Annotated in this window: 8 protein-coding genes; 4 read left to right on the forward strand and 4 right to left on the reverse strand. The window is 69.8% G+C overall.

What is annotated here, in order from left to right; genetic code table 11:
• Positions 1-112: 112 nt before the first annotated feature.
• Positions 113-1765 carry a glycosyltransferase family 39 protein gene (locus GIS00_RS02180; protein WP_154766756.1) on the reverse strand — a complete coding sequence of 551 codons (1653 nt, stop codon included), beginning with the start codon at positions 1763-1765 and terminating at the stop codon, positions 113-115.
• Between the two features lie 707 nt (positions 1766-2472).
• Between GIS00_RS02180 and GIS00_RS02185 the strand changes: the two genes are divergently transcribed.
• Positions 2473-5073: a right-handed parallel beta-helix repeat-containing protein gene (locus GIS00_RS02185; RefSeq protein WP_154766757.1), complete on the forward strand. Its 2601-nt coding sequence runs from the start codon at positions 2473-2475 to the stop codon at positions 5071-5073.
• Here GIS00_RS02185 and GIS00_RS02190 read toward each other — a convergent pair.
• Both GIS00_RS02190 and GIS00_RS02195 read right to left on the reverse strand, forming a co-directional pair.
• The gene (locus tag GIS00_RS02190; protein ID WP_154766758.1) at positions 4993-6192 is read right to left on the reverse strand and encodes an acyltransferase family protein; all 1200 of its coding nucleotides are present in this window, start codon (positions 6190-6192) and stop codon (positions 4993-4995) included. The two genes, GIS00_RS02185 and GIS00_RS02190, sit on opposite strands and share 81 nt — an antisense overlap.
• Positions 6189-7595, reverse strand: a complete 1407-nt coding sequence (locus GIS00_RS02195) for an O-antigen polymerase (protein ID WP_154766759.1) — start codon at positions 7593-7595, stop codon at positions 6189-6191. Before GIS00_RS02195 ends, GIS00_RS02190 begins: the two co-directional genes overlap by 4 nt.
• Positions 7596-7769: 174 nt before the next feature.
• Between GIS00_RS02195 and GIS00_RS02200 the strand changes: the two genes are divergently transcribed.
• The 3 genes from GIS00_RS02200 to GIS00_RS02210 all read left to right on the forward strand — a co-directional run bounded on the left by GIS00_RS02200 (position 7770) and on the right by GIS00_RS02210 (position 15946).
• Positions 7770-8771: a glycosyltransferase family 4 protein gene (locus GIS00_RS02200; RefSeq protein ID WP_196073079.1), complete on the forward strand. Its 1002-nt coding sequence runs from the start codon at positions 7770-7772 to the stop codon at positions 8769-8771.
• A gap of 317 nt (positions 8772-9088) precedes the next feature.
• The gene (locus tag GIS00_RS02205) at positions 9089-13561 is read left to right on the forward strand and encodes a PKD domain-containing protein (RefSeq protein WP_322097369.1); all 4473 of its coding nucleotides are present in this window, start codon (positions 9089-9091) and stop codon (positions 13559-13561) included.
• Between the two features lie 213 nt (positions 13562-13774).
• Positions 13775-15946 (forward strand): polysaccharide biosynthesis tyrosine autokinase, encoded by a 2172-nt coding sequence (locus tag GIS00_RS02210; RefSeq protein WP_196073080.1) that lies wholly within the window; start codon positions 13775-13777, stop codon positions 15944-15946.
• 133 nt (positions 15947-16079) lie between these two features.
• Here the strand turns inward: GIS00_RS02210 and GIS00_RS02215 are convergent, their stop codons facing one another.
• Complete coding sequence (locus tag GIS00_RS02215) at positions 16080-16634, reverse strand: arsenate reductase/protein-tyrosine-phosphatase family protein (protein WP_322097371.1); 555 nt, start codon at positions 16632-16634, stop codon at positions 16080-16082.
• Between the last annotated feature and the right edge of the window lie 4 nt (positions 16635-16638).

Below are 16638 nucleotides of genomic sequence, written 5' to 3' on the forward strand. Positions count from 1 at the left end.
GATCCGGCGAGGTCGGCACACCGAGATCACCGTCGGTGACAGGTGGTGGGCAGTCGATCCGGCAGCGCCGACGCCCGACCGGGCACGCCGTGGTACCGCGGTGACCGCGGACTCAGGACCTGCTGTAGCGCCAGACCTGGTCGAGCGGGCCGGAGAAGACCAGTTGCCCGCGCAGCCCGGCGGCCTCGAACGTCGCGCGGTCGGCGTCGGCCGATGCCGTCGGGTAGTCGATCCGTTGCACGACCCAGACCACCTGCTCCTCGGCCAGCTGCGGGGCGACCGCCTGCAGGGTGCGCGACCAGCCGGTGAGGTTGTCGGCCGCTGCGGGGGTGGTCTCCAGCGTCAGGTCGGTCAGCCCGGCGAACGCCTCCGGGTACGCGACGGCGATCCCGCGGGTCGACTGCCCGACGAGTTCGCCGGTCACCGGGTAGCGGGGGGCGAAGTACACCGCCTCACCCGTAGTGGCCTGCTGCTCGACGACCGAGGCGACCGAGACCCAGTCGCTGCTGTTCTTCCCGTACAGCTGGCGCTGCGAGACCAGGACCGGGACCGCCGCCACCACGACCAGGGCGAGCGCGGTGCTGCGGATCCACGCGGGCCGCAGGGCGGCGGCCCCGGCGGCCACGAGCAGGGCGACGGCCGGTGCGGCGAACGTGAGGTAGCGGGCGCTGTACATCGGCGTCACCGCCACCGACCACCCGCCGATGACCACGGTGGGGACGACGATCCAGGGCAGGCACCACAGCTGCAGGGGGCGGGCACCGGTGACGGCAGGGTCGGTGCCACGTCGGTCCCGCACCGCGCGGACGACGCCGACCGCGATCAGTGCCCAGCACAGCAGCGCCATCGCGATCGCGGCCGGCTGCCACCAGGTTCCGATGTCGCCGAGGCTGAGGTCGGTCCGGTCGACGCCGGTGGTGGTGGTGGGGGTGTCGCCGAGGAACCACTGGTTGACGACCGCGTTGCGCACGAACTCGACAACGCCCAGCTCGCCGCCGCCGAGCTGGCCGGTCTGACCGGCGGACACCAGGACCACGGGTGAGACCAGGACCGCGGCCAGGGCGGCGGCGAGGACGAACCGCAGCCGGTCGGCGAGTACCAGTCGCCGGTCGATCAGCACCGTGACGAGGTGGGCCGCGCCGAGCAGCCCGACATAGACGTTGTCGGCAACGCAGGCCGCCAGCAGCAGTACGTACCCGGCCCACGACCACCACGGGACTCGGCCGCCGTGCAGCCGACGATCGACGGTCCGGTCCAGCGCGGTGACCAGCACGACGGTCGCCCAGGCGGCGAAGGCAATGGAGAACGCGTACGGCCTGGCCTCGATGCCGGACCAGGACGCCCGCGGCAGCACCGTGAACACCCCGGCGGCGATCAACGCCGGTCCGGTGCCCAGCCACCGGCGGCCGAGGACGACGACGGCCGCGGCGCCGAGGCCCACGGCGACAGCGCTTGGCAGTCGCAGGGCGAAGGGGGAGTCGCCGACGACGGACGTCCAGGCGTGCATCACCACGTAGTAGAAGCTGTGGACCATGTCGATGTTGCCGAGCATCCGCCAGAGGTCGGCAAGGCTCCGCGAGGAGGCGCTGATCGTCGCGGCCTCGTCGGTCCACAACGAGACGTGCCACGAGCCGATCAGGGTGATCAGCGTCGTGACCGCTCCTGCTGCGGTCGGCAGCCACGGCCGTCGACCTGACGCGGGTGCCGTGGCCGCGGCGCCGGCGTTCTCGTCGGCCCGCGGTGCCGGGGAAACCGGTCGGTCCACGAATCACTCCTCGGTCGGTGCCGCTCGTTCCGGTGGGGACGCCGGGTCGGGGTGGGGTGCGCCGGTCGCAACGTTCGATGTCGGAGCTGTCGGCCGTTCCGGTTGACATTCTGACTGTTCGGACGCCGATGTCGGATCCCCGGGCTGCTTTCACCGCGTGTGCACGAAAGACCGGCGTCCGTCCGTGTGATGGATGACCGCCTTTGCCGTTCGGGAAGTTGCACTCCGCACGTCTCTTCGCATGTCGCACGATCCTCCCATCGTGTTGATCAAGGGCCGAAAGGTAAAAATCGCCCCTTCGGTGCGACAGCCGAACTTTCGTCGGTCGCCGCCGTGAGTCGCGCGAGCTCCTGATCCGACTGTCCGGACCTGCGCAGACAGTGCCGCTCGTGGCCTGGGTCACAGGGGCGGGGTAACCGTGAGTGCGGTGGTCGTTGACTTTTCAAGTGGGCAGTTTCCGGCCGGTCTCGATTCGGAATGGCTTCGGTTACAGTTCGATAACTCGTCCCCCGATCGGGAGAGCGGGTGACCTGATCCGGCGACATCGGCGGTGGAAGCGAACGCCTCCATCCCTCTCGCATTCACACATGCGGGTGTCGTGCGTCATCGAATGCCGACGACCGTCGCCGGGTGCAACCGCGCGCAGTGACCCCCACTGCGGGCGGACGAGCTTCCCGAGGAGTCCCGTGCCGTTGCAGAACCCGACCGTGACCTCAGGCCGTCACCGCATCCGGCGGCGGTTCGCCGGAGCCGGTGCCGCCGCCCTGGTGGCGGTCGCCGGGGTCGTCGTCGCCACCGCCGTCGCCCTGCCGCCCGCAGCCGGCGCCGCGCCCGGTGGGTGGACCCAGGTCGCCGCCGACGACTTCAACCGCACCGTCGCGAGCGGATGGGGCAAGGCGGAGAAGGGCGGCAGCTACCGCACCTACGGCGGTCTGCGCACCGGAGTCATCTCCGGTGCGGGCGGCATCCAGGTCGGTCCGGGCACCTCCGGTGAGGTCCGGCTGCCGTCCGTCAACGAATCCGACGTCCTGGTCGGCGCGGTCTTCTCCATCGACGACATCACCACCGGCGCGTTCGGTGTGCACCAGGTCGTGCAGGCCCGCACCACCGACAAGTCCGCCTACCGCGGACGTCTCAAGGTCTCCGCCGGTGGCGTCCTCACCGTCGGGCTGAGCCGGATGGTCGCCGGCACCGACCTGGGCCTGGCCTCGGTCCGGCTGCCGGACCGCCTCACCTCCGGCGCCAAGGCCCGGCTGGAGCTGCAGGTCACCGGCACCGACCCGGTGCGGCTGCAGGTGCGTGCCTGGCTGGACGGAGACAGTGCTCCCGGGTGGCAGATCGACACCACCGACAGTTCCTCGGCCCGGCTGACCGGCCTGGGCACCATCGGGCTCTGGACCTACGTGTCCGGCGGTTCCGCAGGCTCGGCCATCGTGCGCACCGACCGGTTCGAGGCCTACGCGCCGAGCGACGACCCGGCGCCCACGACTGCTGCGCCCACCACAGCGACCCCACGGACCACGGCCACCACCAGCAACGCACCGACCACGACGTCGAAGCCGACCACCACCACGTCGAGCACCACGTCGAAGCCGACCACCACCACCAGCACGACCACGACCAGCACGACCACCACCAGCACCCCGGCGCCCGCACCGTCACCCGGCACCGGGTCCTCCGGGGCCGCCGGCTCGCTCGCGGTGGGCGCCGCCAACTACCCGGTGCCCTCCGGCGCGGTCTTCGTCAGCACCAAGGGGTCGGACAGCGCGGCCGGCACCGAGAGCGCGCCGCTGCGCACGGTGACCGCGGCCGTCGACAAGGTCCGGACCGGCGGCACCGTGGTGGTGCGCGGCGGCACCTACAACGAATCGGTCACCATCGACCGCACGGTGACCGTGCAGGCCTACCCGAAGGAAGCCGTCTGGTTCGACGGATCGCTGCCGGTCACCGGATGGTCGAAGTCGGGCAGCAGCTGGGTGAGCTCGGGCTGGACCGCGCAGTTCGACCGCTCCACCAGCTACACCCGTGGCGACCGCAGCGACCGGTTCCTGGATCCGGACCACCCGCTCGCCGCCTGGCCCGACCAGGTCTGGATCGGCAGCAAGGCGCTACGCCAGGTCTCCTCCGCCTCCGCCGTCGTCGCCGGCACCTTTTACGTCGACTACAACTCGGACACCCTGCGCATCGGCTCCGACCCGGGCGGCCAGGAGGTGCGGTCCAGCAACAAGCACCAGGCCTTCTACGTGACAGGTGACGACGTCACCCTGCAGGGCTTCGGTGTGCGCCGTTACGCCACCCCGATCCCGGACAGCGGCGCGGTGCGGATGGGCAAGGCCGGCGGCACCGTCCGCAACCTGGTCATCTCCGACAACGCCACGATCGGGCTGAGCGTGCGCGGCGACGACCAGACCGTGCAGAACGTGACCGTGGTGCGCAACGGCATGCTCGGCATCGGCGGCAACGCTGCCTACGGTCTGCGGATCACCGACTCGATCGTGCAGGACAACAACCTGGAGGAGTTCAAGCCGGCGCCGGTGTCCGGCGGCATCAAGATCACCCGGTCCCGCGACGTCTCCTTCATCGGCAACGACGTGAGTCGGAACCTGAGCGCGGGGATCTGGTGCGACGAGTCCTGCTACGACATCACCGTTGTCGACAACATCGCCAACGACAACTCGACCACCGGGATCCAGCTGGAGATCTCCGAGCTGGCTGTGGTCGCGAACAACCAGACCATCGGCAACAACATCGGGATCCAGATCATCAACACAGGCGGGGTGCGGATCTTCAACAACGAGATAGGCGACAGCACGCAGTTCGGGATCAAGCTGGCGCACGACCAGCGACGGAACGCCAACACCTCGTTGGCCGGGCACGATCCGCAGCGGCCGAACCCCGACCCCACCGTGCCGTGGATCATCAAGAACATCACCGTGTCCAACAACGTGTTCGGGACCGGCGGCCTGTACCAGTTCTACGCGCTCGACGGGAAGTCGAACGTCTCCGCCGATGCCATGAAGATCACCATCACCGGCAACCTCTTCAACGAGTGGCACGCCAAGGGCGACACCAAGATGGTCGGCTGGGGTGGTGGCGACAACGTGACGGTGACGAACTACAACGCCCCGGACGAACTGGCGGACGCCAAGAACTCCTCGTGGAAGAACGTCGGTGTCGATCCCGGCCACTCGGTGGCCGATGCGATGCCGTCCGCGAGCAAGAGCGGCTCAGTCGCGGTCGGTCTTCCTTCCGACATCGCCGCGCTCCTCGGACAGCCCGCCGGCGCCCGGAAACTCGGTCGTTTCTGACGTCGGGATCGTGCCACCGTGCTCGCCGGCGGGGGCGCGGTCCGCTCCGATCGGACGCCGCACGAAGAGGCGTGCGATCCAGCGCCCGATGGGATCCAGCAATCCGGCGGGCGGCTCGTAGAGATAGTCGAAGGGTGGGCGTCGACACAGCCGGCGCAGGCCCAGGGAGAGCGAGACGGCGACGGCCGTGCCGACGAGCGGGACCACCGGGGTCACCGGCTCCACGATCCGGTAGAGCGCGGGTAGGGAGATGAGGAACGACAGCAGGATCACGATCGGCGTGTGGGCGAGGTAGATCGGCAGCGTCTGGGTGCCCAGCCGCCGCAACAGGGTCAGCCGGGAGAGCGCACGGCCCAAGGCCATACCCGCCAGCACACCGAGGACGCAGTTGACGAAGTAGATCCCGAAGACTCCGCGGATGCCGGCGGCGAAGAAGAACCACGACAGCCCGGCCCACACCACCAGCACGGAGACGATCGACCAGACGCGCGCGCGATCGGCGAGGGCAAGGATGTGTCGTCGGAGGTAGAGACCCGCCAGGAAGAAGAAGTAGAACTTGGCGGAGCCGGTCCACCCCGTCGTGCTGTCGGACCAGAGCGTGAGGGCTACCACGGACACCGTGCCGACCGCGGCCAGTTGGACCCGGCTGTCGATCCTGCGGGTGGCGCGGGCGACGACGAAGAAGAGCGCCAGCGCCCAGATGAACCACAGTTCGAAACGCGGGGACACCGGCGAGATGACCAGGTCCCGGATCGCCGCAAGGACGTTCGGGGTCACACCGCTCGCGTGCTGGCCGAGCATGAACGTCGCGGTCCCGATGACCTCCCAGACGAGGAACACCCAGAGGAACAACCGCACCTTGGCCGTGAGTACCGCCGACCAGGAGCCTTGCACCCACTTCTGCGCGAACAGCCCGGCGAGCATGAAGAAGGTCGGCATGCGCATGGACGACACCACCGAGTTGAAGTCCGTCCACCACTGCAGGTCGAGCCCGGGTCCGGACAGCCAATTGGTGCTGTGGAACAGCGCGACGAGCACGATGGCCAGGCCGCGCCCGGTGTCGACCCAGTCGAGGCGGAAGACCTTGCGGGAGCCGGCAGGCACCGGCCCGGCGCTCACGTGGCACCCACCCTGCGACGTGCCGGGCGCGCCGCGGTCTCCGGAAGCGGCGCGGCGGCCTCGATCGGAACCTCGGGGGCATCGTCGGTGCGGGACATCTCCACCACCTCACGCGGGGTCTGCAGCAGGATCACTCCGGTGAACAACATCAACAGCGGGATCGAGCTGTAGAACGGCGAGAAGGCGAGATTCCACAGGGTTCGGATGCACAGGTAGACCACTGCCGCGTCGGCGACCCGACGCGCGATCGACTGGCTCAGCCGCAGCAGGGTGAGGCCGAGAACGGCCAGGACCAGGCAGATACCGGCGATCCCGTAGTCCGACCACAGGTCCCCGAAGATGGAGTGCAGCTCGTAGCCGGACCCGAACATGTACCGCTCGACGTACCCGTTCTCCGGGTCGTAGTTGATGGCGATCATGCCCTGCTTGGCGACGGTCAGATCGTGGGCGTTCGGAGACGTGCCGGACCCGTATCCCCAGGGATTGTCGGACATCAGGGCCATGGTCGCGGCGAGTTCCGGTCGACCACCCACGATGAGTGATCCGGACGCGTCCAGCTGTGCCTGCGAGCGGACCTGGGTGCTCTCGCCCAGGAAACCCTCGAGGATGAGGGCCTGGCCGAGTGTGTAGATCGAGAAGGACAGCACCCCGAGTGCAAGTAGCACCCGCGCCGCGGAAGCGCGTCGGGATCGCGTTCGCGGGAGTGCCTGCCATCCGACGACCAGCGCTGTCAGGAGCAGCATCGCGAACGACGAGCGGGCATCGCTCAGACCGGATGCCGCGATGAGAGCGCCGAGCACCACCAGGGAAAGCCATCGGCGCGCGGCCAGCCGCAACAGGCCCAGGGCGATGATCGTGATCGGGATCGAGAAGCCGAACCGCCACGGGTTCGATCCGAACAACGAGGTCCCCGACGAGACGCCGGCCAGCATGCCGACTCCGAACAGGGCGATGACCGTCCCGTCGCGGAGCACGGTCCGGCACCAGAGAATGGCGCCTGCACCACCCAGCAAGGTGATCATCAGCGCCGTCGCACTGATGATCTTGCCGGTCGATGTCGGGTGATCTGCCGAAGAGAGCGACGTCAGCAGCGGTCCGACCGCGAGGCAAAGTGCCCCGAGCCCCAGGAGCAACTTCCCCGCCTTGTACCGAAGGGCGAGTCCCCACCAGAGGGGGAGCAAGGCCATCGCGACGAGGCCGCCCAGGGTGAAATCCTGCGGGAGGGTGTAGCGGTACCCGAGGATCAGCATTAGGCCGATGGCGACCAACTGCTCGAGAAGCCGCCAGCGGCGGGCCGATTCCAGGTCGACCGGCGCGTCGGCTGTGCCCGTGGTCGGACGGAACGCCGTCGGCGCCGGATGGGGGCCGCCGGGGATGTTGACGGCGGTGGGTCGGTCCGTCACGCACTCACCTCCCGTGGGAACATCGTCACCCGGAGACTCGGTTGCGTCCGTGCGCACCGGCGGTGGTCTGCAGCGACGGGTCACACCTCGGGACGACGACACGGTACGGCAGGAAGGACACCACTGTTGGCCCCGAGCGAGAAATCCACCGGAACGGGTTCGTCGGAATTCGTAGTGACGTTCCGGGAGGGGCGTGGCGTACCGGGATGGGTCGAGCGGAACAAGCAGAGTCCGGTTCCCGGACTCTGGCCCTACGGCCTGGATCTCCTCTCCGGAGCGGGCCTGCCGGTGAAGTCGGTCGAGGTTCCTGACCTGAGCGGCCTCGGCCGGAGACTGGCGGGTGCGATCGGCGCCCGCCGGCCCCGTGGAGGTGCCGGGACCACCGCACTCGCGTGGGACGAGACGTCGGCGGTACCCATGTATTCCGGGATCCCCGCGTATCACCACTTCTCCGGGGTCATCTGGGCGACCGATGCAGTGGCGGCCGGCGAGCGCTCCGCTGCGTTGGACCTGGCGGCCCGGACATTGCCTCGGTTCGACGGGCTCTGGGTGCTCAGCCGGCCGCAGGCGGAGAAGGTGCAGCAGTGGCTGGGTGCGGGCAGTCCTCCGGTCCACTTCCTGCGGTTCGGCGTCGACGCCGACTTCTACGCCGCCGCGCCGTACCCGGACGAGCCACACGTGGTGAGCGTCGGCGGTGACCGGGACCGGGATCCGGCGACATTGTTCGAGGCGCTACGGCTGGTGCTCGCCGCCCGGCCGGGCACCCGTGTCACCGTGCAGTCCGGGACCGACCTGCCGGTGCCCGACGGCGTCACCGTGGTGCCCCGGTTGCCGCACGTCGAGGTTCGCGACCTGCTCGCCTCGGCTACGGTCACCGCGATCGCCACCCGGCACAACCTGCACGCCTCGGGCATGACGGTCGGCCTCGAGTCGCTCTCGACCGGCCGGCCTGTCGTGGCCTGCGCGACGCCCGGGATGGACGACTACTTCGGTGAGGACCGGGCGCGGCTGGTGCCGCCGGCCGACCCGGCGGCGATGGCCGACGAGATCCTCGGTCTGCTCGGCGATCCCGCGGGTGCCGCCGCGATGGGAGAGGCCGGTGCGGCCGTCGTCCGGGAGCGTTACACGACCGGGACCATGTGCGCCGATCTGGCATCGATCCTGACCGGCCGCTGACCGCGCGCAGCACCACCGGGCTCGCCCGGTGGATGTCGCCCGGTGACCGCCGGTTACCGAAAGGGTGAACGAAGCTGCTGGGCGGGTGAACACTCTCCGGAATCACCCTCACCAAGTGTTACCTTCGTTCCTGCGGGTGCATGCCCGTGTACCACCCTGTTCGCGATCGGGGCCGCGGACGAGACCTTTCGACAACACGGCGTCGCACTCCCTGCATGGAGGGCGCTGTCGTTCGTGCCACCGCGTTCTTCGCGGGTCGCCAGTGACGACCGGGGGAGTGCGGTTCCACACGCCGGAACCAGCCAGGAGCACATCAGGTGGCCACTTCCCGAATCGGATCGCGCCGAGTCGCACTGCGTCGTACCGGGGCGCTCGGCGCTCTCGTCACGCTGATCGCCGGCGGTCTCACCGTTCTCGGTGTCGCCGGGACCGCGGCAGCAGCGCCCACGCAGGTGCAGCAGCGCACGTCGTCGATGGTGACCGCCGATTCGCTGCCCACGGCGCAGGTCAACGGCGTCGTGTGGACCCAGAAGGTCGCCGGCAACATCGTCTACGTCGGTGGCGAGTTCACCAAGGCACGCCCGGCGGGCTCGCCGGCAGGTCAGAACGAGGTGACCCGCAACAACCTGATGGCCTACAACCTGACCACCGGCGAGCTGATCACCACCTTCGCGCCGAGCGCGAACGCCCAGGTCAAGACCATGGCGGTGTCGCCCGACGGCACCCGCCTCTACATCGGCGGCAGCTTCATCTCGATCGACGGTGTCTCGCGCTACCGGATCGCCGCCTTCAACGCCGTCACCGGCGCCCTGATCACCTCGTTCGCGGCCGGCGTGGACTACACGGTCAACGCGATGATCGCGACCAACGACGTCCTCTACGTGGGTGGCGCGTTCAGCACGGCGGGTGGTCAGGCGCGCAGCCGGCTCGCCGCGTTCTCGGCGTCGAACGGTGCGCTGCTCGGATGGGCGCCGACCACCGACGCCAGCGTCCAGGCGATGGTGCTCGCCCCGGACGGGTCCCGGGTCATCGTGGGAGGAAACTTCGCGAACGTGAACGGGGCATCTGCCAAGGGCAGCGCCTCGGTCGATGCCGTCACCGGCGCCTCGTTGCCGTGGGCGCTCAACCAGACCGTGAACAACTCCGGTAACACCGCGGCGATCCTCAGCCTGACCACCGACGGCACCTCGATCTACGGCGGCGGCTACAAGAACGGCGGCAGCGCCGTCTCCTTCGAGGGCACCTTCCGGGCCAACCCGAGCACCGGGGCCATCGAGTGGCTCAACGACTGCCACGGCGACACCTACAGCGTCTACGCCGGCACCGGTGCCGTCTACCAGGTCGGGCACACCCATTACTGCGGCAACAACTACGGAATGCCGCAGACCGCGTCCTGGACCTTCAACCGCGCCAACGCCATGACCTTCGCCCCGATGGGCACGTTGATCCGCGAGCCGCTCGGCTACGGCAACTTCATCAACCAGCCGGCCCCGGCCCAGCTCTCCTGGCAGCCGCGGCTGGACGTCGGCACCTACACCGGTAAGGACCAGGCTGCCTGGTCCGTGACGGGCAACGGCCAGTACGTGCTGCTCGGCGGCGAGTTCCCGCTGGTGAACGGCAAGGCGCAGCAGGGCCTGGCCCGGTTCGCGGTGGCCTCGATCGCGCCGAAGGCCGAGAAGCCGCAGCTCGTCGGTGCCGACTTCGCGCCGACCGTCACCTCGGACAAGTCCGGTCAGGTGCGCATCGCCATCCGGGCGAACTGGGACCGGGACGACCGCAACCTCACCTACCGCTTCATCCGGAACAGCCAGAGCGGCTCGCCGGTGTACACCGCCACTGTGGCCTCCGCCGAGTGGGAGCGCCCGATGATCGGGTACACCGATACGGGCCTCACCCCGGGACAGACCTACAACTACCGGGTCACCGCCACCGACGGCGACGGCAATGTCGTCACCGGCGACACGGTGTCGGTGACCGTCGCCGGATCGACGACCGCCCTCACCTCGTACGGCCAGGTCGTGGTCAACCAGGGTGCATCCCTGTACTGGCCGATGAACGAGGCCACCGGCTTCGCGCTGCGGGACCGCGCGGGCTATCAGGACGGCATCATCGCCTCCGGCGTCACCAAGGGTGCCGCGGGCGCCATCACCGGCGACACCGCGCTGAGCTTCAACGGCTCGTCCAACGGCAAGGTCTACATGGCCGGCTCCACCCTGGCACCGGACGTCTTCACCATCTCCGCGTGGTTCAAGACCTCCACCACCAAGGGCGGCCGCATCATCGGCTTCTCGGACCTGCAGTACGACAACGGCGGTCACCGGGACCGGCAGATCTACATGAACAACACCGGCAAGCTCTCGTTCGGTGTCTACGGCACCTCCGCCAGCTCCGTCACCTCCGCCAACTCCTACAACGACAACGTCTGGCACCAGGCCGTCGCGTCCCTCGGGCCGAACGGGATGACCCTGTATGTCGACGGCGTGCAGGTCGGCAAGCGGACCGACGTCACCGGCGGGGAGAAGTACATCGGCTTCTGGCGGGTCGGCGGCGACAGCACCTCCGGCTGGTCGAACGCCGGCACCAACGCCAACATCCAGGCGGTCATCGACGAGGTGTCGGTGTACCCGAAGGTGCTGACGCTGAGCCAGATCAACGCACAGTGGACGGCCTCCGGCCGCACCTCGACCGTGCTGGCCGCCCCGACCGACACCTACGGTGCCGAGGTCTACGACCAGGAGCCGACGCTGTACTGGCGACTCGGCGAGAACGCCGCCGCCACCACGGCGGCCGACTCCGGCACCAGCTCGACCCCGGGCGGGTACCAGGGCACGGTCACCAAGGGTGTCGCCGGCGCACTGCCCGGCGTGTCCGACACCGCGGTGACCTTCAACGGCTCCAACGGGTTCGTCTCGTCGAACAAGTCGTTCTCGAACCCGACGAACTACTCGGTCGAGGCCTGGTTCAAGAGCACGTCGACGTCCGGCGGCAAGATCATCGGCTTCGGCAACGCCCGGACCGGGTTGTCGACCACCTACGACCGGCACGTCTACCTCACCGACGCGGGCAAGCTCGTGTTCGGCGCGGGTGCGGCCGGCAACAACATCACCACGCCGGCGTCCTACAACGACGGCACCTGGCACCTGGTCACCGCGACCCAGGGCGCGGGCGGGATGAAGTTGTACGTCGACGGCCAGCTGGTCGGCAGCAACGCCGCCACCACGCCGACCTCGTACACCGGTTACTGGCGGGTCGGCGGTGACCGCACCAACGGTGGCTCCACCAGCTCGTACCTGGCCGGCAGCATCGACGAGGCCGCGGTGTACAGCGGGGTGCTGTCCCAGGCCGAGGTCACCCAGCACTGGACCGCCGGTGGCGGCACCGCGCCGAACGTCGCACCGACCGCGTCGTTCACGTCGGGCACCAACTTCCTGGCGGCCTCGTTCGACGCCTCGGCGTCGGCGGACCCGGACGGCAGCATCGCGTCCTACGCCTGGAACTTCGGCGACAACACCACCGGCACCGGTGCGACCGTGTCGCACAGCTACACCGCCGCCGGCACCTACACGGTGACCCTGACCGTGACCGACAACAACGGTGCCACCGGGACGACCACCGGCACCGTGACGGTCGCGCCGAAGCCGAACGGCAAGCCGACCGCGGTCTTCACCTCGGATTCGGCCGCGCCGCTGCAGATCTCGGTGAACGGGTCCGGATCCACCGACGAGGAGGGCCCGATCGCCTCCTGGTCGTGGAACTTCGGCGACGGCGGTACCGCAACCGGCGCCACCGCGTCGCACACCTACGACGCCGCCGGCACCTACACGGTGACCCTGACGGTGACCGACGCGGGTGGGCTGACCGATACCACGTCGTTGCCGGTCACCGTGGCCGCGGCCAACACCGCACCCACCGCTGCGTTCACCAGCGCGGTCAACGGGTCGGTGGTGACCGTCGACGGCAGCGGTTCGTCCGATGCCGAGGGGCCCATCGCCTCGTACGCCTGGAACTTCGGCGACGGCACCACCGCGACCGGCGCCACCGCCTCCCGTACCTACACGGCCGCGGGCACCTACACGGTCACGCTGACCGTGACGGACGGCGGCGGGCTCACCCACTCCACCAGCGCCCCGGTCACGATCGAGCCGTCGGCGACCATCGCCGCGGACGCCTTCAACCGGATCGTGGCCTCCGGCTGGGGCACCGCCGAGACCGGCGGTGCCTGGACGGTGGGCGCAGGTACCCCCGCCGCCACCGTGGCGAGCGGCACGGCGAACCTGCCGGTCGCCAAGGGCGGCACCCGGGTGGCGGCGCTGAACTCGGTGGACGCCGGGGACATCGACCTCACCTTCCAGGTCGCGCTCGACAAGGCGCCCACCGGCGGGAACACGTTGATCAGCACGATGGTCCGCCGCGTCGGCACCAGCGACTACCGGCTGACTGCGGTGCACACGCAGACCGGGACGATCACCCTGCAGCTGCTGCGGGTCAACGCCGGGGTCAGCACCACGCTCCGCGCGCTGGCGATCCCGGGAGTCACCCACGCCCCGGGCGCCTACCTGAACCTCCGGTTCCAGGTGACCGGCACCGGGACCGTCGAGGCAAAGGCGAAGGCGTGGTCGGCGGGGGCCACCGAGCCAACGGCCTGGTCGATCACCGCGACCGACACGGCGCCGACCGGGCAGCCGGCGACCGGCGGCATCGCCGTGCAGGGGTACGTGTCGGGCTCGGCGACCAACGCGCCGATCGTGGTGTCGTTCCGCGATCTCGAGGCAGTGACGCCGGGGGCCTGAGCTCCCCGATGACGATCGGCCGGTGCGGGCCAGGGCAGCTGGTGCTGCCCGCCCCACCGGCCGATCGTCGTTGTTGCGCCGAGTGCTGTCACCGGATGGACACTCCACGTTAGGATGCGTCCGGACGGTGGATCCCGATCCGTGTTGCCTCACGGGGGGACGGAGGGCGGGTCGCGCCCTGCGATGGAGGCCGAGCGGTCAGAGGATGGGTGGATGGACCTGCGGTCGTACCTGCTGCTGGTACGCAAGAACTGGTGGCTGATCCTGCTGGCCGCCCTCCTCGGAGCCGGCGCCGGCGTCCTCTACAACAGTCAAGCCACCCGGATCTACGCGAGCAGCATCACCTTCTACATCTCCACCGGTGACGCCGCGGGCGACAGCACCAGCCCCTACCAGGCCAACCAGCTCGCCCTGGCCAAGGTCGCCAGCTATTCCGAGCTGATGTCCAGCGACTCGCTGGCCACGATGGTGATCGACAAGGCCGGCCTTGACCTCAGCCCGGGTGCGGTGGCCAACAAGATCAGCACCACGTCCGAGCTGAACACCGTGCTGCTGACCGCCACGGTCACCGACGCCAACGCCCAACTCGCCTACGACATCACCACCGCCCTCTCCACCGAGTTCGAGGTGCTCGTCAACACCGTCGACCGGGGCGAGATCAAGGCGACCGTTGTCTCCGGCCCGTACGCCAATCCCAATCCGGTGAGCCCTCGGGAGAACCTGAACCTGGCGCTCGGCGTGGTCGCCGGTCTGGTGCTCGGTCTGGTCCTCGCGCTGCTGCGTGGTCTGCTCGACACGACCCTCCGGAACGCGGAGGCCCTCCGCACGCTCATCGGATTCCCGGTGCTCGGCACCCTGGGGTTCGAGGCGAACGCCAAGAAGTACCCGGTGCTGACCGGCAGCCAGACCCGCTCGGTCCGTGCCGAGGCCTACCGGCAGTTGCGGACCAACCTGCAGTTCATGAACGTCGACAACCCGGTGCAGGTGCTGGTCGTCACCTCGTCGGTGGCCGGCGAGGGCAAGTCCACCACCGCCAGCAACCTGGCCATCGTCTACGCCGAGACCGGCCGCAAGGTGCTGCTGATCGAGGCGGACCTGCGCCGTGGCCGGGTGTCCGACTACCTCGGCCTGGAAGGCGCGGTCGGGCTGACCAACGTGCTGGCCGGCGACGTCGAGGTCGAGGACGTCGTCCAGCAGTGGGGCAACGACAACCTGCGGGTGATGCTCGGCGGCGAGACCCCGCCGAACCCCTCCGAGCTGCTCGGCAGCCACATCATGATCGAGCTGATCGAGAAGCTGCGCGAGCAGTACGACATCATCGTCGTCGACTGCCCGCCGCTGCTGCCGGTCACCGACGCCGCGGTCGCGTCGACCTGGGCGGACGGCTCGCTGCTCATCGTCCGCTACGGCAAGACCACCCGCTCCCAGGTCGCCATGTCGGTCCGGGCGCTGGAAGCTGTCGACGCCCGCATCCTGGGGGCGGTGCTCTCCATGCGGCCGAACAAGCGTGACGACCAGTCCAAGGGCTACCAGGGCTACGGCTACTACACCAAGGAGGAGCCGGTCCGGCGGCGCTTCGGCCGCAAGGCCTCCCGTGAGCAGCTCGAGCGGGTCGCGTCAGCCGCTGTCGGAGCCGTCGCGGCGGGCAAGGAGGTCGGGCACGCCCCGGCCTCGGCGAAGGCGCTGCACGCCGCTCCGGACCGGACGAAGGGATCGGAGTCGCGCCCGACCGCCGGCGCCGATTCGCCGTCGGGTCCGGCCGTGCACGCGGCTGACCACTCCGACATCGTTGTCGCGGACGCTCCCGTCGAGCGGACACCCACGGCCGAGGTGACAGTGCTGACCGAGGGGACAGCTGTCGCCGAAGGTACTGTCGTCGCCGCCGATCTCGATGGAGCCGGCGGCACCGAGGGAACGGACGTCATCGACGGACAGCTCGCACTCGTCGAGGTCGACGACGAGGCCTCCGACACCGCAGCCACAGCGCATCACCCCGCCCACGAGCGCCAGGACGACGCCGATCCTGCGGTGGCGGAGAGTGACGTCGCATGGACCCCTGATGTCGGGACGGGCAGGGTCAACGGAGCGCGGCACGCCGGCGGGACCGCTGGGCCGGACAGGCGGCCGGCCGACGAACCGTTGCCCGACGACACCGCTGACCGGGCGACCGACGAGCTGGTCCCCGACGATCCGGTCGCCGAGGACGCCGATGTACCCGTCGACCCGGAGGGTGATGCCGGCAGGGACGGCACCGCGCCCCGGGTGAACGGATCCGACGACACGGACGACGACCGGAACGGCGCGCGTCTGGCGGGGTCGGGCGGATCGGGCCGCGGTGGTTACTACGGCCGGTCCCGTCGCAAGGTCCGCCCGGGCACCAACTGACAGCGGGTCCGCGACCGGCCGGCAGCGATCCGGGCGTGCAGCGGACCGGACAGGTCAGGAGTGGTCGGTGACGGCCCGGTCGATCGCACTCCGCTCCGCAACAGTCCCGCGACAGGCGCTGTGCCGCAGCGCATCAGCGCAGCGGTGCCAGCAGGGTGTTGATGGCGGCGGTGATCTCGTCCGCGCAGTCGCGGAAGTCCTCCACGGGCAACAGCACCGGATCGGCGATGTCGTCCTCGGTGGTCCGGGCCGGGCGCGCACCGCGAGCCGCTTTGGCGGCGGCGATCAGCGCCGGCCCGTCCTCGACCGGGGTCTGTCCGGTGAGCAGATCGGCGAACTGCAGCAGGGTGAAGGTCCGGCCCAGTGCGGCCGGCACCGTCTTCACCACCGCGGACCGGTGATCGCGCGTCGCCGTCAGGATCAGTGAGGCATCCCGCACCGCAACGGGTTCCAGCCCGTGACTGACAAAACCTGCAGGATCGTGACCGCGCTCGGCGAGCACCCGGCCGGCGAGCGGATGGATCTCGCGGCCGCCCCGGGTCCGGGTGCCGGCGGACGCGACGGTCCACCCGGACGCGGCCGGGACGTCCCGGATCGCGGCGCGCATCAGGAAGTCGGCCATCGGCGACCGGCACAGGTTCGCCGTGCAGACGAACAGCACCCGGAAGTCAGGACCCGGTTCCGCCACCCCG

This window comes from Nakamurella alba (assembly GCF_009707545.1).
GTDB lineage: Bacteria > Actinomycetota > Actinomycetes > Mycobacteriales > Nakamurellaceae > Nakamurella > Nakamurella alba.